At 72.4% G+C, this 18,698-nt stretch carries 15 protein-coding genes; 14 read left to right on the top strand and 1 reads right to left on the bottom strand.

Going from position 1 to position 18,698, the window contains the following annotated elements:
• Window positions 1-154 precede the first annotated feature (154 nt).
• Together hutU and AWQ71_RS00480 are read left to right on the top strand one after the other, a co-directional pair.
• Entirely contained in the window at window positions 155-1,855 is a 1,701-nt protein-coding gene (hutU, locus tag AWQ71_RS00485) for a urocanate hydratase (protein ID WP_067124769.1), read from the top strand.
• Window positions 1,852-2,712: a MurR/RpiR family transcriptional regulator gene (locus AWQ71_RS00480; RefSeq protein ID WP_067124765.1), complete on the top strand. Its 861-nt coding sequence runs from the start codon at window positions 1,852-1,854 to the stop codon at window positions 2,710-2,712. Before hutU ends, AWQ71_RS00480 begins: the two co-directional genes overlap by 4 nt.
• 31 nt (window positions 2,713-2,743) lie before the next feature.
• Here the strand turns inward: AWQ71_RS00480 and AWQ71_RS00475 are convergent, their stop codons facing one another.
• The gene (locus AWQ71_RS00475) at window positions 2,744-3,412 is read right to left on the bottom strand and encodes a hypothetical protein (RefSeq protein ID WP_157570118.1); all 669 of its coding nucleotides are present in this window, start codon (window positions 3,410-3,412) and stop codon (window positions 2,744-2,746) included.
• A 270-nt stretch (window positions 3,413-3,682) separates the two neighbouring features.
• Here AWQ71_RS00475 and AWQ71_RS00470 point away from each other — a divergent pair, with 270 nt between their 5' ends.
• The 12 genes from AWQ71_RS00470 to AWQ71_RS00415 all read left to right on the top strand — a co-directional run bounded on the left by AWQ71_RS00470 (window position 3,683) and on the right by AWQ71_RS00415 (window position 18,558).
• The gene (locus AWQ71_RS00470; protein WP_067124759.1) at window positions 3,683-4,375 is read left to right on the top strand and encodes an SDR family oxidoreductase; all 693 of its coding nucleotides are present in this window, start codon (window positions 3,683-3,685) and stop codon (window positions 4,373-4,375) included.
• A gap of 53 nt (window positions 4,376-4,428) precedes the next feature.
• Entirely contained in the window at window positions 4,429-5,658 is a 1,230-nt protein-coding gene (locus tag AWQ71_RS00465; protein WP_067124756.1) for an allantoate amidohydrolase, read from the top strand.
• Between the two features lie 44 nt (window positions 5,659-5,702).
• Window positions 5,703-7,022, top strand: coding sequence for a formimidoylglutamate deiminase (locus AWQ71_RS00460; RefSeq protein WP_174550662.1), 1,320 nt, complete (start codon window positions 5,703-5,705; stop codon window positions 7,020-7,022).
• Between the two features lie 62 nt (window positions 7,023-7,084).
• The gene (gene hutI, locus AWQ71_RS00455; RefSeq protein ID WP_067124745.1) at window positions 7,085-8,260 is read left to right on the top strand and encodes an imidazolonepropionase; all 1,176 of its coding nucleotides are present in this window, start codon (window positions 7,085-7,087) and stop codon (window positions 8,258-8,260) included.
• A gap of 257 nt (window positions 8,261-8,517) precedes the next feature.
• A complete protein-coding gene (locus AWQ71_RS00450) occupies window positions 8,518-9,405 on the top strand; it encodes a sigma-70 family RNA polymerase sigma factor (protein WP_245658041.1) in 888 nt (295 codons plus the stop codon).
• A 552-nt stretch (window positions 9,406-9,957) separates the two neighbouring features.
• Entirely contained in the window at window positions 9,958-11,271 is a 1,314-nt protein-coding gene (locus AWQ71_RS00445; protein ID WP_067124741.1) for an ammonium transporter, read from the top strand.
• Window positions 11,268-11,606, top strand: a complete 339-nt coding sequence (locus tag AWQ71_RS00440) for a P-II family nitrogen regulator (protein WP_012888521.1) — start codon at window positions 11,268-11,270, stop codon at window positions 11,604-11,606. Before AWQ71_RS00445 ends, AWQ71_RS00440 begins: the two co-directional genes overlap by 4 nt.
• Before the next feature lie 4 nt (window positions 11,607-11,610).
• The gene (locus tag AWQ71_RS00435) at window positions 11,611-13,884 is read left to right on the top strand and encodes a [protein-PII] uridylyltransferase (protein WP_067124739.1); all 2,274 of its coding nucleotides are present in this window, start codon (window positions 11,611-11,613) and stop codon (window positions 13,882-13,884) included.
• Between the two features lie 183 nt (window positions 13,885-14,067).
• A complete protein-coding gene (locus AWQ71_RS00430) occupies window positions 14,068-17,196 on the top strand; it encodes a nitrate- and nitrite sensing domain-containing protein (RefSeq protein WP_169806489.1) in 3,129 nt (1,042 codons plus the stop codon).
• On the top strand, window positions 17,193-17,612 hold the full coding sequence (locus AWQ71_RS00425) for a roadblock/LC7 domain-containing protein (RefSeq protein ID WP_067124735.1): 420 nt from the start codon (window positions 17,193-17,195) through the stop codon (window positions 17,610-17,612). Before AWQ71_RS00430 ends, AWQ71_RS00425 begins: the two co-directional genes overlap by 4 nt.
• A 21-nt stretch (window positions 17,613-17,633) precedes the next feature.
• The gene (locus AWQ71_RS00420; RefSeq protein WP_067124733.1) at window positions 17,634-17,993 is read left to right on the top strand and encodes a DUF742 domain-containing protein; all 360 of its coding nucleotides are present in this window, start codon (window positions 17,634-17,636) and stop codon (window positions 17,991-17,993) included.
• A gap of 19 nt (window positions 17,994-18,012) precedes the next feature.
• Entirely contained in the window at window positions 18,013-18,558 is a 546-nt protein-coding gene (locus tag AWQ71_RS00415; RefSeq protein ID WP_067125940.1) for a GTP-binding protein, read from the top strand.
• Window positions 18,559-18,698 lie beyond the last annotated feature (140 nt).

Below are 18,698 nucleotides of genomic sequence, written 5' to 3'. Positions count from 1 at the left end.
CCATGGCCGGCTCCGGGGGTGAACGCGTGCGGTGCGTCCTGGAGCCCGGCTGTGGGCGGGGCGTCCCCCGTCTCGACGTGGGGTGCCCCGCCGCCGCCTTCCGCCGTATCCTTCGGGTGACAAATGTGAATGCCTTCATTCAGGAGGTCGCCCGATGCCCGTCGTTCGCGCGCCGCGCGGCAACACGCTCACCGCCAAGGGGTGGCCGCAGGAGGCCGCCCTCCGTATGTTGCGCAACAATCTGGACCCCGAGGTGGCCGAGCACCCCGAGCAACTCGTCGTCTACGGCGGCTCGGGCCGGGCGGCGCGGGACTGGCCGTCCTACCACGCGATCGTCCGCGCGCTGACGGGCCTGGAGGCCGACGAGACGCTGCTCGTCCAGTCGGGACGGCCGGTGGGCGTGATGCAGACCCACGAGTGGGCGCCCCGGGTGCTCATCGCCAACTCCAACCTTGTGCCCGACTGGGCGAACTGGGAGGAGTTCCGCAGGCTGGAGGCCGCCGGGCTCACGATGTACGGCCAGATGACGGCCGGATCCTGGATCTACATCGGCACCCAGGGCATCCTCCAGGGCACCTACGAGACGTTCGCGGCCGTCGCGGCCAAGAGGTTCGGCGGCTCCCTGGCCGGCACGATCACCCTGACCGCCGGTCTCGGCGGGATGGGCGGCGCCCAGCCGCTCGCGGTCACCATGAACGGCGGCGTCGCCATCTGCATCGACTGCGACCCGCGCAGCATCACCCGCCGGATCGAGCACCGCTACCTCGACGTCCACGCGTCCTCGCTCGACGAGGCGCTGCGTCTCGCGTACGAGGCGCGCGACCGGCGGGAGCCGCTGTCGATCGGCGTCGAGGCCAACGCGGCGGACGCCGTACCGGAGCTGCTGCGGCGCGGCGCGGAGATCGACGTCGTGACGGACCAGACGAGCGCGCACGACCCGTTGATGTACCTGCCGCTCGGCGTCGCGTTCGAGGACATGGCGGCCGAGCGGGACAAGGACCCGGCCGCCTTCACCCGCCGGGCGCGGGAGGCCATGGCCCGGCACGTCGAGGCGATGGTCGGGTTCCAGGACGCCGGGGCCGAGGTGTTCGACTACGGCAACTCGATCAGAGGTGAGGCCAAGCTCGCCGGCTACACCAGGGCGTTCGACTTCCCGGGGTTCGTGCCCGCGTATATCCGGCCGCTGTTCTGCGAGGGCAAGGGCCCGTTCCGCTGGGCCGCGCTCTCCGGAGACCCGCGCGACATCGCCGAGACCGACCGCGCCATCCTGGAGCTGTTCCCCGAGAACGAGCAGCTCGCCCGGTGGATCCGGATGGCCGGGGAGAAGGTCCACTTCCAGGGCCTGCCCGCGCGCATCTGCTGGCTCGGGTACGGCGAGCGCGACCGGGCGGGCGAGCGGTTCAACGACATGGTGGCGTCCGGGCAGATCAGCGCGCCCATCGTCATCGGCCGCGACCACCTCGACTGCGGCAGCGTGGCCTCGCCGTACCGGGAGACCGAGGGGATGGCGGACGGCTCCGACGCGATCGCCGACTGGCCGCTGCTCAACGCGATGGTCAACGTCGCGTCCGGCGCGTCCTGGGTGTCGATCCATCACGGAGGCGGCGTCGGCATCGGCCGCTCGATCCACGCGGGCCAGGTCACCGTGGCCGACGGCACGGCCCTCGCGGGCGAGAAGCTGCGCCGCGTGCTGACCAACGATCCCGGCATGGGCGTGATCCGCCACGTGGACGCCGGGTACGAGACGGCCGTCACCGTCGCCCGCGAGCACGACATCCCGGTTCCCATGCGCGACGCCTCCGTTCCCGATCTTGGGGATGAGGAGGAGGGGGACGCCGCGTTGGGGGCAGTGTGAGTGGTGGACTTGACCGGCTGTTGGACGGCCGGCGGCTGTCGCCCGTTCAACGCCGGATCGCCCACTACCTCCGAGGGCACCTCGACGAGGCGATCTTCCTGTCCAGCGTCGAGCTGGCCGAGCGTGCCGGGGTCAGCCAGCCGTCCGTGACGCGCTTCGCGATGGCCCTCGGCTTCTCGGGATATCTCGACCTGCGTCACGCGCTGCGTCCTCTGGTCGTCGGCGGGAACGGGGCGGACGGCGGCGAGCCCGGCCGCCCCGAGCCCGACCGGCTGCTGTGCGAGGCGATGGACGGCGAGATCCGCAACCTGACCCTCGTCCGGGACCGGCTGGCCGCCACCGGCCCGGCCGCCGGTCTCGCCGGCTCCCTCCGCGAGGTCGGTACGGCCCTGGCCGCGTCCGAGCCGCTGCCGGTCCTCGGTCTGCGCGTGTCGAGCGGCCTCGCCACCACGTTCGCGTACTACGCCCGGCGCATCCACCCCGATGTGCGGCTGCTCGTCCACGGCGGGTCGGAGCTGACCGACGGCCTGTACGCGGCCCGCAGAGCCGGCGCCGGGTGGCTGCTCGCCGTCATCCTGCCCAGATATCCGGCAGAGGCGGTACGGGCGCTGGAACAGGCGAAGGAACTGGGGCTGCGCACCGCCGTGATCACCGACCGGCCGGACGTGCCGTTCCCCGCCGACGTCGTGATGGACGCGCCGGTCGGGGAGCGGCTCGTGTTCGACTCGCACACGGCGCCGATGGCCCTGGCCATGGCGCTGGTGGAGGCGATGGCGGACGCGGCCCCGCTGCGCACCCAGGCCCGGCTCGACGAGTACGAGCGGATGACCGACCAGACCGGCGTCTTCCACCCCTGACCTCGCGTCATGTCCCGGGCGGTTGCGACGCCTACCTGATCCGCCCGGTGATCTTGGTGAGGCGCTCCGGGGAGCGAGTACCGAGAAAGACGATCCCGGCCGATACCGCGGCGGCGAGGATGAGAATCCCGCCGGACACCAGGAGGTATCGCGTCCACCCGGCCGAGCCGAGGAGGATCCCCGCCAGGCCGGTGACCGCGATGGGAAGCATCACCATCATGAAGGTCTTCCTCCGGCGCTCACCGGCGGGCGTCCTGGCGGGGAGTCGGGGCAGCACTCCGAAAGCGATGATGAAAAGCAGCACGGCGCCGGAAAGCCCGGCGATACGCATCTCCCTGGTGGGATCGTCCACCGGGATTTCCGGCGTATCCCACCATCGTCCCGCCGCCATTATCTGGACGACCTTGTCTTCCCATTTGCGCACCAGGATCTCGTCGGCGACGGTCACCATCGACGACGTCCTGACCGGAAAGATCACCTTGTACGGCCGGTCACGGTCGAGCTCCTCGACTTCCAGCCGGGGATTCGACTGAGAGCCGCGGATGTTGGGCGGGTGGATCTTCTTCGTCACCCTCGCCCGGAGCTCATGGCAGTAGCTCGCGTTATCCCATTCCGCCGGTTCGGCGCGGCAAGGGAGCGCGCTCTGAAAACGCCGGTACTCGGCCGCACCGTCGCCGATCTGCAGGAGTCCCACTGCCATGGTGAAAAACGCCAGGACCGCGAAGGCGATGGATTTTCCCACACCGGTCGACGCTCGTCGTTTTCCGCGCAATGTATGCCGCTCCGCTCTGGACCTTCGACGTGCTCGACGGATACGGCAGCGACCCTACAAGAGGAACATGCTCGGCCAGGTCCGGGTAAAGCCCGCACGTTGACCGGCCCGGTCGCGCGTGGCCGAGGTGTGGACCTGCTCCCTGGGTACGGTGACGCGCGTTCACGGATGGCCTGGCCGGATCACTATGGTGGGCCAATGACGGAACGACCTGTTGCTTTGGTGACCGGAGCATCTCGCGGGGTGGGCGCGGCCGTCGCGCGGGCTCTCGCTCCGACGCATGATCTGCTGTTGGGCGGCCGCGACCGAGCCGCGCTGGACGCCGTGTGCGCCGAGCTTCCCGGCGCGCGGCCCTGGCCGGTCGAGCTGACCTCTGTCACCGCCTCCGACGTGGCGGACTTCGACCGGCTTGACCTGCTCGTCCACAGCGCCGGCGTCGCACGGCTCGGCGAGGTCGGGGAGGCCCCGGTCGAGGACTGGCGGTGGACCTTCGAGGTCAACCTGTTCGCGGTGACCGAGCTGACCCGGCTGCTGCTGCCCGCGCTGCGCGCGGCGCGCGGGCAGGTCGTCCTGATCAACTCGACCTCCGGGCAGCGGGTCAACCCGGGCTGGGGCGCGTACGCGGCGAGCAAGTTCGCGCTGCGGGCCTTCGCGGACGCGCTGCGTCTTGAGGAGCATTCGAACGGCGTGCGCGTCGCCACCATCTATCCCGGCCGCATCGCCACCGACATGCAGAAAGACGTGCGGGAGCAGGAGGGCGGCGACTACGAGGCGGCCCGGTACATCGCCCCGGAGTCGGTCGCCAAGGCCGTGCTCGCGGCGGCGACCGCCACCCCGGATGCCCAGATCACCGAGATCACGATCCGTCCTTCCGGCTTTCCGCCCGTCTGAGCCGAGGTGATGACCGGTTCCGGCTGAATGGGTCCATTCACTAGGATGGCGCCGTGCTTGAGGCTCTCTCGGAAATCGGGCGGAGCGCCCGTAGCGGTGGATATTGCAGGGACGCCTGGTCCCCGGCCGACCTGGAGCTGCGCGAGTGGTTCCGTCAGGAGGCGGCGCGGCGCGGGCTGGACTTGGACGAGGATCGCAACGGCAATCTCTGGGCCTGGTGGCGGCCCGCTTCGGCGGGCGCGTCCGCCGGAGACTCCGGGGTGGTGACGGGAAGCCACCTCGACTCGGTCCGGGACGGCGGCGCCTTCGACGGCCCACTGGGCGTGGTCTCCGCGTTCCTGGCCGTCGACCTGCTGCGCGCCCGCGGCTTCGAGCCGGTACGGCCGCTCGGCGTCGTCTGTTTCACCGACGAGGAGGGCGCGCGGTTCGGCGTGCCGTGCGTGGGCTCTCGGCTGCTCACCGGCGTGCTTGACCCCGACCGGGCGCGGCGGTTGACCGACGACGAGGGCGACACGCTGGCCGAGGTGCTGGCGCGGGCGGGTCGGCGCCCCGGGGATCTCGGCGCCGACCCCGAGACCCTGGCCAGGGTGGGGGTCTTCGTGGAGCTCCACGTCGAGCAGGGCCGCGCCCTCCGGGAGCCGGTCGGCGTCGCCGAGGCGATCTGGCCGCACGGCCGGTGGCGGTTCGACTTCCACGGCGAGGCGAACCACGCGGGCACGACCGCGCTGGCCGACCGGGACGATCCGATGCTCGCCTACGCCCGCGCCGTGCTCGACGCCCGCGCCGCCGCCGAGCGGCACGACGCCCTCGCGACCTTCGGCAAGGTACGCGTCGAGCCGGGCAGCGCCAACGCCATCCCGTCCCGCGTGTCTGCGTGGCTGGACGCCAGGGGCGCGGACGAGGAGCGGGTCCGCCGGCTGGTCGCCGAGCTGGCGGCGAGCGGTCCGGGGGCCGCCGACGTGGCGTGCGAGTCGTGGACGCCCGAGGTCGTGTTCGAGGCGTCGCTGCGGGACCGCGTCGCCGCCGCCGCGTCCGCCGGCCTCGCGTCCACGGACTCCACTTCCGGGTCCGGTTCGTACGGGACAGCCGGCGTGGCCGCCGTGCCGACGGGAGCCGGACACGACGCCGGGGTCCTCGCGGTCGCCGGAGTGCCCACCGCGATGCTGTTCGTCCGCAATCCCACCGGAGTGTCGCACTCGCCGCGCGAGTTCGCCGAGCCCGCCGACTGCCACGCGGGCGTCGTCGCGCTCGCCGCCGTTCTGGAGGATCTGTGCCGGGGCTGAACCCGTCCGCCGGGACCGACCGAGGCGTCACCTACTGGTGCGAGATGGCGTGGCTGCCGCCCGGCGAGGTGGTGGAGTGCGTGTCCATCCGTGTGGAGGGCGCGCGGATCGCCGCCGTCCAACCCGAGGTCCCGCCCCCGCCGGGGGCGACACGACTCGCCGGGCTGACCCTGCCCGGCCTCGCGAACGCCCACTCGCACGCCTTCCACCGGGCGCTGCGCGGGCACACCCAGGCCGAGCGCGGCACCTTCTGGACGTGGCGCGAGCAGATGTACGCCGTGGCCGCCGGGCTCGACCCCGACCGCTATCTCGCGCTGGCCCGGGCGACGTTCGCCGAGATGTCCCTCGCGGGCGTCACCTGTGTCGGCGAGTTCCACTACCTGCACCACGGGCCCGGCGGCGTGCCGTACGACGACCCGAACGCGATGGGCCACGCGCTCATCGAGGCGGCGCGGCAGGCGGGGGTCCGCATCGCCCTGCTCGACACCTGCTACCTCACCGGCGCGATCGGGCACCCGCTCACCGGGACCCAGCTCCGTTTCGGGGACGGCGACGCGCACCGCTGGGCCGGCAGGGTGGAGACGCTCGGCCGCTCCCTGCGCGAGGCGCACGACGTGGTGGTCGGCGCGGCCATCCACTCGGTCCGCGCGGTGCCGCCGGAGCAGATGCGCGTGGTCGCGGAGTTCGCCAACCGGCACGCGGTCCCGCTGCACGCGCACGTCTCGGAGCAGCGCGCGGAGAACCACGACTGCGTCCAGGCGTACTCGGCCACGCCGGTCCAGTTGCTGCACGAGCACGGCGCGCTCGGCCCGCGCTCGACCGCCGTCCACGCGACCCATCTCTCGGAGGTCGACATCGCGCTGCTCGGCGGCTCGACCACGCACGTCTGCATGTGCCCGACCACCGAGCGGGACCTCGCCGACGGCATCGGCCCGGCGCGCACCCTGCTGGACGGCGGCTCGCCGATCACGCTGGGCTCCGACAGCCACGCGGTCATCGACCTGTTCGAGGAGGCGCGCGCGGTCGAACTGGACGAGCGGCTCGCCACCCGCCGGCGCGGCCACTTCCGCGCCGCCGAGCTGCTCGACGCCGCCACCGCGGCCGGACACGCGTCGCTCGGTTTCCCCGACGCGGGCCTGCTCGTCCCGGGCGCGTGGGCCGATCTGGTCTCCGTACGCCTCGACTCGGTCCGTACGGCGGGCACGACCAAGGGCGCGGCGGCCGAGACGGTCGTCTTCGCGGCCACGGCGGGCGACGTGCACTCGGTCGTCTCCGGAGGCCGCCGCGTGGTCGAGGAGGGGCGGCACGTGCTGGGCGACGTCGGCGCGCTCCTGCGGGACGCCGTCGCCGACGCCAGGGGATAGCGCGGCGGGCGGACCTGCCCGAACGGGAAGCGGTCGACGACCAGGAAACGAGGGTGAGCGGGATGACATCAGACGCACCGGCCGGTGGGGCGACGCTCTTCGAGGACATCGGGCTGCTCTTCACCGCCGACCCTGAGCACGAGGAGATCGCCGACGCCGCGCTGATCGTCGAGGACGGGGTCGTCGCGTGGATCGGCCCCTCGTCCGGACCGGGCGTGCCCGCCGCCGACCGGCGGATTGGGGTGGAGGGGCGTGCCGTCATCCCGGGGTTCGTGGACAGCCACGCGCACCTGGTGTTCGCCGGGGACCGGACCGCCGAGTTCGCGGCCAGGATGGAGGGCCTGCCGTACTCCGCCGGAGGGATACGCACGACCGTGGCCGCGACCCGCGAGGCGGCCGACGCCGCGCTGGCCGCGAACGCCGGCGCCCTCGTCGCCGAGATGCTCGCGCAGGGCACGACCACCGTCGAGATCAAGAGCGGCTACGGCCTGACCGTCGAGGACGAGCGCCGCTCGCTGGAGATCGCCGGGCGGTTCACCGCCGAGACCACCTATCTCGGCGCCCACGTGGTGCCGCCGGGCGTCGGCGCCGACGACTACGTCTCCCTGGTGACCGGGCCGATGCTGGAGGCGTGCGCGCCGTACGCGCGGTGGGTGGACGTGTTCTGTGAGCGGGGCGCGTTCGACGGGGACCAGAGCCGGGAGATCCTCGCCGCCGGCATCGGGGCCGGGCTGGGCGCCCGGATCCACGCGGGCCAACTCGGCGAGGGGCCGGGCGTGCGCATCGCCTGCGAGCTCGGCGCGGCCTCGGCCGACCACTGCACCCACCTGACCGACGCCGATGTGGCCGCCCTGGCGGACAGCGGGGTGGTGGCCACCCTCCTCCCCGGGGCGGAGTTCTCCACCCGCTCGCCGTACCCGGACGCCCGCCGGCTGCTCGGCGCGGGCGTGTCCGTCGCCCTCGCCACCGACTGCAACCCCGGGTCGTCCTTCACCTCGTCGATGCCGTTCTGCGTGGCGCTGGCCGTACGTGAGATGCGGATGAGCCCCAAGGAGGCGGTGCGCGCCGCGACCGCCGGAGGCGCGCGGGCGCTGCGCAGGACCGACGTGGGCGTGCTCAGGGTGGGCGCCAGGGCCGACCTCGTCATCCTTTCGGCTCCCTCGTACGTCCACCTGGCCTACCGCCCCGGCGTGCCGCTGGTGGACCAGGTGTGGAAGGACGGCGCCCGCGTCGTTTGACGTCCTCCTCAGGGGGTAAACAGAACCGTTTCCGGGGCGGCGCCTCCTCCTTGAGTAGGACGCCGAAAACCATTCTCCAGTCGTATTAGTTCTGGGAATCTTTCTTGTGGCCAAATCGTTGATCGGGTCAGGACAAAGACGGCGGGAAAGCCCTGGCCTGGGCCGACTCGACTCGGACATACGGCGGCGGCGGAACGAGGTGCCAGCGAATGGCGACGGGGAATCGGACGCACGACCAGCACGTCTCTGATCGGGACTTGCTGGGGACCTACCTGGCGGAAATTGGGCGGGTCCCCCTGCTGACCGCGGAACAGGAGGTGGATCTCGCCAAGCGCATCGAGGCGGGCCTCTTCGCCGAGCACCTGCTGGACAGCGGACGCGTCGAGCCCAGGGTTTCGGACGCGGCCGACGAGGAGCTGGAACGCATCGCGATTTCGGGGCGGCGCGCGAAGGACGAGTTCATTCAGGCGAACCTGCGCCTGGTGGTCGCGGTGGCACGGAAATACTCCGGCCGGGGGATGCCGCTGATCGATCTTGTCCAGGAGGGGAACCTGGGCCTGGTCCGGGCCGTGGAGAAATTCGATTACCGGCGTGGTTACAAGTTCTCCACCTATGCCACGTGGTGGATCCGCCAGGCCGTGGGCCGGTCCATCCACGAGCAGGCGCGTCCGGTGCGGCTGCCCACCCACGCGGGGGAGCAGATGACCCGCCTGATGCGGGTCCGCCGCGACATGCTGGCCGAACTGGACGTGGAGCCGACCGACGCCGACCTCGCCGCGGTGCTCGACCTGCCGATCGAGCGGGTTCGGGAGCTGCGCCGCTGGGCGTCCGACCCGGTGTCGCTGCAGCTCGGCGTGGGCGACGAGGACGAGACGGAGCTCGGCGACATGATCGCCGACGAGACCTGGGCAGACCCGGAGCAGCAGGCGATGGCCACGCTGGAGCGGGAGCGCCTGGAGGTGTGGCTGACGGGTCTGGAGGGGCAGGCCCGCGAGATGCTCCGCTGGCGGTACGGCCTCGTGGACGGCCGCGAGCACACGCTCACCGAGGTGGGGGAGCGGTACGGCATCGGCCGTGACCGGGCCAGGCGGCTGGAGCGCGACGCGCTGCTGCGGCTGCGCAAGATGGCGGGCGCCGCGGCCTGAGCGCGGGCCGCGCGGCGCGGTCGAGCGGCGTGGGCGGGGGCCCGCCAGAGTGAGTAGGGCGTGAGCGGAAGCGCGCACCGGAACCGGTGCGCGCTTCCGCGCGTTCCAGGGCTTCTCGGGTGTGTCGGGCGCGTTCGGCGCGTCCCGGGTGAACCGCCGGCCGATCTCGCCGCGTCACCGTCACAACTCGCCCGCCTCGGACGGCCGGCCGGATTTTTCGATCAAGCGGGGCGTGATCTTCCCAGCGATCTTCCCTGTGCTCTTCTTCGTTCCGCGCATTCCGCGTGGTGCGGCTTCCTAATGCGTTCGCCGTTCGGTCCCTTTCCTAAATCCTGACACGTGCCTCGACCGGAAGTGAGCCTTCCGAAACGAATGCGAAACACCACGGTGGCGAGTTTCACAGAGATGAAACACATGAGGTGGCGGCGTGAAACGGCGGAAGAACAATCTGTGGCCAACGTCAGTGCGCCAGCCGGTCGAGGATGCCCTGGACGGACGCAACTGAGCGCGTGAATAGCCGGCCACATGGCAATGTAAGGAGGGCCGCGATCGATGGACAAGATCGATACCGGCACCACGGCCTGGATGATCACAGCCACCGCGCTGGTGTTGCTGATGACTCCCGGGCTCGCGTTCTTCTACGGGGGCATGACCAGGGCGAAGAGCGTCCTGAACATGATGATGATGTCGTTCGTCAGCATCATCACGGTCAGCATCGCATGGGTCCTCTATGGGTACTCGCTGGCCTTCACCAGCGGCGGCGACGGCGTCGTCGGCAAGCTCGTCGGCGGCCTCGACGCCCTCGGCCTGCAGAGCATCATCGACACCGCCACGAAGGCGGAGGGCGGGATGCCGAGCATGGTCTTCTCCGCTTTCCAGATGACCTTCGCCATCATCACGGTCGCGCTGATCAGCGGCGCCATCGCCGACCGGGCGAAGTTCGGCGCGTGGGTGCTGTTCTCGGTCGTCTGGGCGACGCTCGTCTACTTCCCCGTGGCCCACTGGGTGTGGGGCGGCGGCTGGCTGGCCGGTCTCGGCATCGAGGACTTCGCGGGCGGCACGGTGGTCCACGTCAACGCCGGAGCCGCGGGGCTCGCGCTCGCGCTGGTGCTGGGCAAGCGGGCCGGGTGGCGCAAGGATCCGATGCGCCCGCACAACCTCACCCTGGTCCTCCTCGGCGTCGGCCTGCTGTGGTTCGGCTGGTTCGGCTTCAACGCGGGCTCGGAGCTCGCCGTGGACGGCACCGCCGGCCTGGCGTTCATGAACACCCAGGTCGCCGCGGCCGCCGCGGCGGGCGCCTGGATCCTGGTGGAGAAGCTGCGCGACGGGCACTCCACGACGCTCGGTGTGGCGTCCGGCGCGGTCGCCGGCCTGGTCGCGATCACCCCGGCCTGCGGCTTCGTCGACCCGTGGGCGGCCGTCCTCCTCGGCGCCGTCGCCGGAGCGGCCTGCGCGTACGCGGTGGGGCTGAAGTACCGCCTCGGCTTCGACGACTCGCTCGACGTGGTCGGCGTCCACCTGGTCGGCGGCGCGATCGGCGCGGTCGCCCTCGGCTTCATCGCCCGCTACCCGTTCGCGGACGGTCAGGAGAAGGGCCTGCTGTACGGCGGTTCGCTCGCGCAGCTCGGCGTCCAGGCGCTCGGCCCGGTGGTCGTCGGCCTCTACTCCTTCGCCATGGCGTGGATCACCGGCAAGATCATCGACAAGACGATGGGCTTCCGGATCGACCGGGAGGAAGAGGTCGCCGGCATCGACATCACGACGCACGCCGAGACCGGCTACGACCTCGGCACCGTCCACGCCTCCGGCGTGGCCTCGCTCAACGGGCCGGCGGTCCCGGCCGAGGTCAAGAAGGTGGACGCATGAGACTCATCACCGCGGTGATCAAGCCGTTCAAGCTCGACGACGTCAAGGCGGCGCTTGAGCAGTTCGGCGTCAAGGGCATGACGGTCAGCGAGGCCAGCGGGTACGGCCGCCAGCGCGGGCACACCGAGGTGTACCGCGGCGCGGAGTACCAGGTCGACCTGGTCCCCAAGGTCCGGCTGGAGGTGCTCGCCGAGGAGGACGACGCCGAGGATGTGATCGACGTCATCGTCAAGGCCGCCCAGACCGGCAAGATCGGTGACGGCAAGGTGTGGTCCGTGCCGGTGGACACGGTGGTCCGGGTCCGCACCGGTGAGCGCGGGCCGGAGGCCCTGTAGCAGCATGGCGAGAGGGGACGCTCGCTCGTTCGCCGCCGCGCGCAAGGAACGCGCGGCGGACGTCGACAGGTGGCTCGCCGATCTGCTCCGTGCGGCGTGCGCGCGGCCGTACGCCCGGGACGGGCGCGCCGCCGCGGATCGGAACGCGTTCGACGGCGTCGCGCTCGTCGCGGTCGGCAGCCTGGGGCGGGGCGAGCTCGCCCCGGGCAGCGACCTCGACCTCGTCCTGCTGCACGACGGCCGGGACGACGTGGGCCGGCTCGCGGACCGCCTCTGGTACCCGATCTGGGACTCCGGCGTCGGGCTCGACCACTCGGTCCGCACGCTCGACGAGGCGGCCGAGGTGGCCCGCGAGGACTTGAAGGCGGCGCTCGGCCTGATTCAGGCCAGGCACGTCGCGGGCGACGCCGAGCTGACCCGGGCGCTGCGCGAGGCCGTGCTCGCCGACTGGCGCGCCCGCTCCCGGCGCAGGCTGGCCGAGCTGAGGGAGGCGGCCGACCGGCGGGCCGGGGCGAGCGGCGAGCTGGCCTTCCTCCTCGAACCCGACCTGCGCGACTCGCGGGGCGGGCTGCGGGACGTGCAGGCGATGCAGGCCGTGGCCGCCGCCTGGGTCGCCCCGGCGCCCGGCCCCCGGGTCCGGGAGGCGCATGAGCTGCTGCTGGACGCGCGGCACGCGCTGCACCTGGTCACGGGACGCGGCGCGGACCGGCTGGTGCTGCAGGAGCAGGAGGCGGTCGCGGGCAGCCTCGGCCTGCTGGACGCCGAGGCGCTGATGCGCCGCCTGGCCGAGGCGGGGCGCACGATCTCGCACGCGTTCGACGCGACCTGGCGGACGGTGGACCGGCTGCTGGCCGGCCCCGTGCCGCGGGGGCGGCGGCCGCTCGCCGACGGTGTGGTCGAGCACGGCGGCGAGGTGGTGCTCGCCCGGGGCGCCGAACCGCGTACGGACCCCGTTCTCGTGCTCCGCGCCGCCGCGGCGGCGGCCGGGGCCGGGCTGCCGATGGCCCCCGCGACGGTGTCCACACTGGCCGCGCAGTGCCCGCCGCTCCCTGTGCCGTGGCCGAAGGAGGCCAGGGACGCCCTGGTGTCGCTGCTGGGCGCGGGACGCGCCGCGGTGCCCGTATGGGAGGAGCTGGACCAGTCGGGCGTCCTCGTGCGCCTCATCCCCGACTGGGAGCGGGTACGGCACCGCCCGCAGCGCAACCCGGTGCACCGGTACACCGTGGACCGGCACCTGATCGAGACGGCCGCGGCGGCCGCCGCGTACACGCGTGAGGTGTCCCGTCCCGACCTGTTGCTCATCTCGGCCCTGCTGCACGACGTGGGCAAGGGATGGCCGGGCGACCACTCGGTGACGGGCGAGGTCGTCGCCGGGGACATCGGCTTCCGGATGGGCCTGCCGCGCGCGGACGTGGACGTCCTGACCCGGGTCGTCCGCCACCACCTCCTGCTGCCCGAGACGGCGACCCGGCGCGACCTCGACGATCCGCTGACCGTCTCCCGCGTGGCGGAGGCCGTGGGCTCCCGCGAGGTGCTGGAACTCCTGGCCGTGCTCGCGGTCGCGGACGGTGAGGCCACCGGCCCGGCCGCGTGGAACTCCTGGAAGGCGTCGCTGGTCGCCGACCTGGTGCGCCGGGTGCGGTCGGTGCTGTCCGGCGCGCCGCCCGCGCCCGCGCCGGTCCTCTCGCCCGAGCAGGCCGCGCTGGCCCGGCACGGCGGCGGCGCGGTACGGGTCCACGGCGGCGCGGTGACGGTGGTGGCGCCGGACCGTCCGGGGCTGCTGTGGCACGCGGCCGGGGTGCTGGCCGCGCACCGGCTCGTCGTCAGGTCGGCGGCCTCGGCGTCGGCCGGCTCGACCGCCGTGATCGAGTTCGCCGTCGTGCCCGAGTACGGCTCGCCGCCGGACCCGGCGGCGCTCGAGGCCGACCTGCGCCTGGTGCTGGCCGGGCGCCTGGACATCGAGCGGCGGCTGGCCCGCCGGGCCGGCGCGATGCGGCGGTCGCGCGTCCCCGTCGCGCCGCCGCGGGTCACGCTGGTGGACGACGCGTCCAGCACGGCCACGGTGGTCGAGGTGCGGGCGCATGACCGTCCGGGGCTTCTGTGGCGAATTGGGCGGGCTTTCGGCGAATGTGGCCTTGACGTGAGAGCGGCCCGGGTGGAGACTCTCGGCGCGGAGGCCGTGGACGTCTTCTACGTCGTCGATCGGGCCGGCAGGCCTCTCGTGGACGTTGAGCAGCGGGGTGACGTACGGCGACACGTGCTCGCCGCGCTGCGGTGACCTAGCTGGAGACGTGGCCGGAGACGCAGGGGAAAGACCCCTTACCAGTTGGTAACAATTCTGTGCGCCTTTGAGGGCGAATCGCCGGTAATCGTGACCTTGTGGTCGAATTGTCCGCGTTTGAGTAGCGATGTCACTTCATGCTGTCGGGATGCGTGAGGGCATCCCAGAATGGCGGGGCCGGTGAGTACGGAGCAGCGAAGCGACGCGGAGGAGACGGCGGGGACGCCGAGCGGCGCATGGGCGCGGCGCCTGGCACCCCGGAATTGGCGCGTTCCCTCCCGGCTGACCGCCTTGATCGTCGCGCCGACCCTGGTGGCGGTGGCCCTCGCGGGCGCCAAGGTCGTCGACTCGGTGGACAGCCTGAACGCGTACCAGCGGACGAGCTCGGCCGCCGAGTACTCCGTACGGCTGCGCGACCTCTCCCAGCAACTCGCCATGGAACGCGACCTCGCCGCGCGCGGCGGCGACGCGAAGCGGGTCTACAACGTGGACGGGTCCACCAAGATCACCCTCGCCGACCAGCACGGCGTGGTCGACGGCCTCGCCCGGAAGGTCGCCGCCGACCTCGCGAAGATCGACGACGGCTACGGCGTGCGAGCCGTACAGCTCGCCGAGCAGGCGGGGAACCGGCTCTCCGGTCTGGAGAACGTCCGCGAGAAGGGCAGCGAGGAAGACTACAGCGGCATCATCGCCGGCCTGCTGCGGCTGCACGACGAGCTCGGCCAGAGCGGCGACGACGCCGTCGTCATCGCCGACATGCGGGCCCTGGGCGCGCTGGCCAACGCCAAGGAGGAGGCGTCGCGGCAGCGCCAGATGCTGACCAGGGAGCTGCTTGAGCCGCACCAGCGGTTCACCGCCTACGAGCTGCGCGACTTCATCGCCTCCCAGTCGCGCCAGCAGGGGTTCGTCGACCGCTTCTACGCCGAGACGAACTCCGCCGACGCGGCCTTCCTCGCCGGGCTCCTCAGCGACAAGAACGTCGTGGACACCGAGCTGACCAAGTCCTGGGCGATCACCCTGGCGATCCAGAACGTCTCCCTCAGCGGCTACAAGTCCAGGGACCGCATGGTGGTGCGCTGGTTCCAGCACAGCACCAAGACGATCGAGCAGCTCGCGGTCGCCGAGAAGCGGCTCTCCACGGCCGTCATCGACCGCGCCACCGGCCTGCAGTCGGCCGAGCAGCGCAACGCGCTGATCGCCGCCGGGCTGATCCTCGCGCTGCTCATGCTGGTCCTCGCCACCACCGTGCTCATCGCCCGCTCGATGGTCCGGCCGCTGCGCCGGCTGCGCGCCGAGGCCCTGGAGATCGCCGGAACCCGGCTCCCCGAGGTCGTACGGCGGATGCGCGAGTCGGACGACGCCGGGGCCGCCCCCGAGGTGCAGCCCATCGACCTCGGTACGGAGGACGAGATCGGCGAGGTGGCCCAGGCGTTCGACGAGGTGCACGCGCAGGCCGTCCGGCTGGCCGCCGAGGAGTCCCGGCTGCGCACCCACGTCAACGCCATGTTCGTGAACCTGTCGTGGCGGACCCAGACGCTCGTCGAGCGGCAGATCTCGCTGATCGACGGCCTGGAGCGCGGCGAGCAGGACGGCCGTCGCCTCGCCGACCTGTTCAAGCTGGACCACCTGGCCACCCGCATGCGCCGCAACAGTGAGAACCTCCTGGTCCTCGCCGGGCACGAGTCCGCGCGCAAGCGCAGCAAGCCGGCGCTCCTGGTCGACGTCGTACGCGCGGCCCTGTCGGAGGTCGAGGACTACGAGCGGGTGAACGTGCGGGTCCACCGCTCCGCCTCGGTCGCCGGGCACGCCGCCAACGACTCCGTCCACCTGGTCGCGGAGCTGCTGGAGAACGCCATCTCCTTCTCGTCCGACCGCACCAAGGTCGTGGTGTCGAGCGACCGCGTCGAGGGCGGCGCGGTGCTGCTCTCGGTGTGCGACTCCGGGATCGGCATGTCGCCGGACGAACTGGCCGAGGCCAACCGCAGACTCTCCGAGCCGCCCGCCGTGGACGTGTCCGTCTCCCGGCGGATGGGGCTCTTCGTGGTCGGCCGCCTCGCCCAGCGGCACGGCATCCGAGTCCAGCTCCGCCCGGGTGACTCCGGCGGGTTGATCGCCATGGTGTTGTTCCCGGCCGCGCTCGTCGCCGGCGACGAGCGGAGCGCGCCCGCGCGTCCGGGCGCCGCCCTGCCCGCGAGCGGCCAGAGCGGCCAGCACGGCCAGAACGGCCAGCAGGGCCGCGCCCAGATCGCGGGGCCGGCTCCGACGCGGTCACCGGGTGGCGGCGGGCTCGAACCGACCCAGGGCGGAGCCCTCCCGGCGCGGGGCGCCCGGGGCGCCGCCGTACCGGGTCAGCGGGACACCCGCACTCCCGCTCCGGGCGCCACCACCCCGGCCGGCGACGCGTCGCCGGGCCGGGCGAACGGACTGCCCACGCGCAAGCCCGCCGCCAGCGGCTTCTCGGCCGCCGGCGGCGCCCAGATCGCCCCCGGCGGGTTCTCCGCCTTCGGCGACCAGGGGCAGCAGGACACCGAGAGCTTCCCCGCCATCGGGACCGCCGGCCGGACGGCCGACGACGGCGCCGCGGCGCAGCCCGGCTGGAGCGCGCCCGCGGGCTACTCGGCCCGCCACTCCGACCACGACGGACGTCCCGGCGCCGGGCCCTCCGACCCGGCCGGGCGTGCGGACCGGCCGGGGGTCGCGGGCTCGCGGCCGTCCGTCCCGGAGTCGCCGCTGAACGTGCCCAGGTTCACCGAGCACTCGGGCGCCTTCCCCATCGGTGCCGCGACCCCGATGCCCTCGCCGGTCTCCGACGACACGCACCTGGAGCGGGGGGACGAGTTCCTGCCGATCTTCGCCGCGGTCGAGTCCGCCTGGTTCCGCCGTCCCGCCCAGCAGGCCGCGGGCGCCGTACGCGCCGACGGCGGCGGGACCGGGGCGCGGGAGACACCGGGCGCCGACCTGACCTCGGGCGCGGCCTCCGGCGCGACCGCGGCCCGGCCGTCCGGGGACGGCGCGGCCCGGGGAAGCTGGGGATCCCAGGCGGACAGTGGATACCGGGCGGCCGCCGCCGCGAGCGCTCCCACCACAGGCGGCGTCACGGACGCGGGCTTGCCGAGGCGGACCCCCAAGGCCAATCTGGTGCCCGGTTCGGTGGACGCGGTGACCAGCACTCCGGACGCGGCCAGACCGGCGGTCTCGCCCGATTTGGTTCGCAGCCGGCTGTCCAGCTACCAGCAGGGTGTACGGCGCGGCCGAGCCGACGTGTCCGGCTCCGGCGCCGCGCCCGGTAATGAGGAGGAGAGCTCGTGACCGCGCTCAGCGTTGAGGCACGCAGGTTCGACTGGTTGATCACGGAGTTCGTCGGCGGCACCCCGGGGGTCGCGCACGCCGTGGTGGTGTCGGCGGACGGCCTGCGACTGGCCAACTCGGACGGGTTTCCACTCGATCGCGCCGACCAGCTCGCCGCCGTGGCGGCGGGGCTGCTCAGCCTGACCGTGGGCGCGTCCCGCGTCTTCGACGGCGGCCCGGTGACGCAGACCGTGGTCGAGATGCAGCGCGGTCTCATGCTGATCATGGCGATCAGCGACGGCTCCTGCATGGCCGTCCTCGCCGCGGCCGACTGCGACATGGGCCTGGTGGCCTACCAGATGACGCTGCTGGTCGAGCGGGTCGGTCAAGTGCTCACCCCGGCGCTGCGCGCCGAGCTGCAGTCGGCCCGGCGCTGACCCGGGTCATAGGAGACATGAATGCGCCCTGGTGAGGGGGAAGAGGACGAGCCCCTCTTCCGTCCGTACGCCGTCACCGGCGGTCGCTCCGAGCCGCGTTATCACCTGGCGATGGAGACTCTCGTATCGTCGGTGACCCTGATGAGCGATGATTACACTCTGCTCAGCCCCGAGCAGGAGTCGATCATAGTGCTCTGCCGTTCCGTTCGTTCCGTCGCGGAGATCTCCGCGCTGCTGCGGGTCCCGCTCGGCGTGGCCCGCGTGCTCATCGCCGACCTGGCCGACGAGGGCCTGATCCGTCTGCACATGCCGCAGCTCAACCAGGGACAGCCCGACGCCAACCTGCTCGAAAGGGTGCTCAGTGGACTTCGCAGGCTCTAGCCAGGGCTCTCAGCGGGGCCTGACTTCGACGAAGATCGTGGTGGCGGGCGGTTTCGGCGTGGGCAAGACCACGTTCGTCGGGGCGGTCTCGGAGATCATGCCGCTCACGACCGAGGCGGTGATGACCGACGCCAGCGCCGGCATCGACGACCTCGGTCTCACGCCCAACAAGACCACGACCACCGTGGCGATGGACTTCGGGCGGCTCTCCCTGGCCCAGGATCTGATCCTCTATCTGTTCGGTACGCCCGGTCAGCACAGGTTCTGGTTCATGTGGGACGATCTTGTACGCGGCGCCATCGGCGCCGTCGTGCTGGTCGACAGCCGCAGGTTGGCCGACTGCTTTCCCGCCATCGACTACTTCGAAGAGGCCGGGCTGCCCTTCGTGGTGGCGATGAACGGCTGGGACGGCTCCTTCCAGCACTCGATGGACGAGGTGAGGGAGGCGCTGTCGCTCGCCCCGCACGTACCCGTGGTCAAGACGGACGCGCGCTCGCGCGAGGCGGTGAAGTCCACGCTGATCAGCCTCGTGGAGTACGTGCTCCGCACGCGGGCGGGATACTGACGCCGCCGGCCTCCCGGCGCGTTCTCCGGCACGCTCCGGCCGCGGTGGGGGCCGGGCCGCGCGACATGCTGAGCCGGGTGTGAGAGGGAGCCGAAAAGGCTCGGTGGAGCGCCCCTTAATGGGGGCTTTTGTGGTTAAAT

Source organism: Microtetraspora malaysiensis (assembly GCF_001528665.1).
Taxonomy (GTDB): domain Bacteria; phylum Actinomycetota; class Actinomycetes; order Streptosporangiales; family Streptosporangiaceae; genus Microtetraspora_A; species Microtetraspora_A malaysiensis.
Note: the sequence above shows the minus strand (reverse complement) of the source record. Positions and strands in the feature narration are given on the sequence as shown.

Coding starts and splice junctions, on each gene's coding strand:
- AWQ71_RS00420 (WP_067124733.1), top strand. CDS start 17,634: ATGCGCCCTGGTGAGGGGGAAGAGGACGAGCCCCTCTTCCGTCCGTAC.
- AWQ71_RS00445 (WP_067124741.1), top strand. CDS start 9,958: ATGGACAAGATCGATACCGGCACCACGGCCTGGATGATCACAGCCACC.
- hutI (WP_067124745.1), top strand. CDS start 7,085: ATGACATCAGACGCACCGGCCGGTGGGGCGACGCTCTTCGAGGACATC.
- AWQ71_RS00470 (WP_067124759.1), top strand. CDS start 3,683: ATGACGGAACGACCTGTTGCTTTGGTGACCGGAGCATCTCGCGGGGTG.
- AWQ71_RS00440 (WP_012888521.1), top strand. CDS start 11,268: ATGAGACTCATCACCGCGGTGATCAAGCCGTTCAAGCTCGACGACGTC.
- AWQ71_RS00435 (WP_067124739.1), top strand. CDS start 11,611: ATGGCGAGAGGGGACGCTCGCTCGTTCGCCGCCGCGCGCAAGGAACGC.
- AWQ71_RS00475 (WP_157570118.1), bottom strand. CDS start 3,412: ATGGCAGTGGGACTCCTGCAGATCGGCGACGGTGCGGCCGAGTACCGG.
- hutU (WP_067124769.1), top strand. CDS start 155: ATGCCCGTCGTTCGCGCGCCGCGCGGCAACACGCTCACCGCCAAGGGG.
- AWQ71_RS00460 (WP_174550662.1), top strand. CDS start 5,703: ATGGCGTGGCTGCCGCCCGGCGAGGTGGTGGAGTGCGTGTCCATCCGT.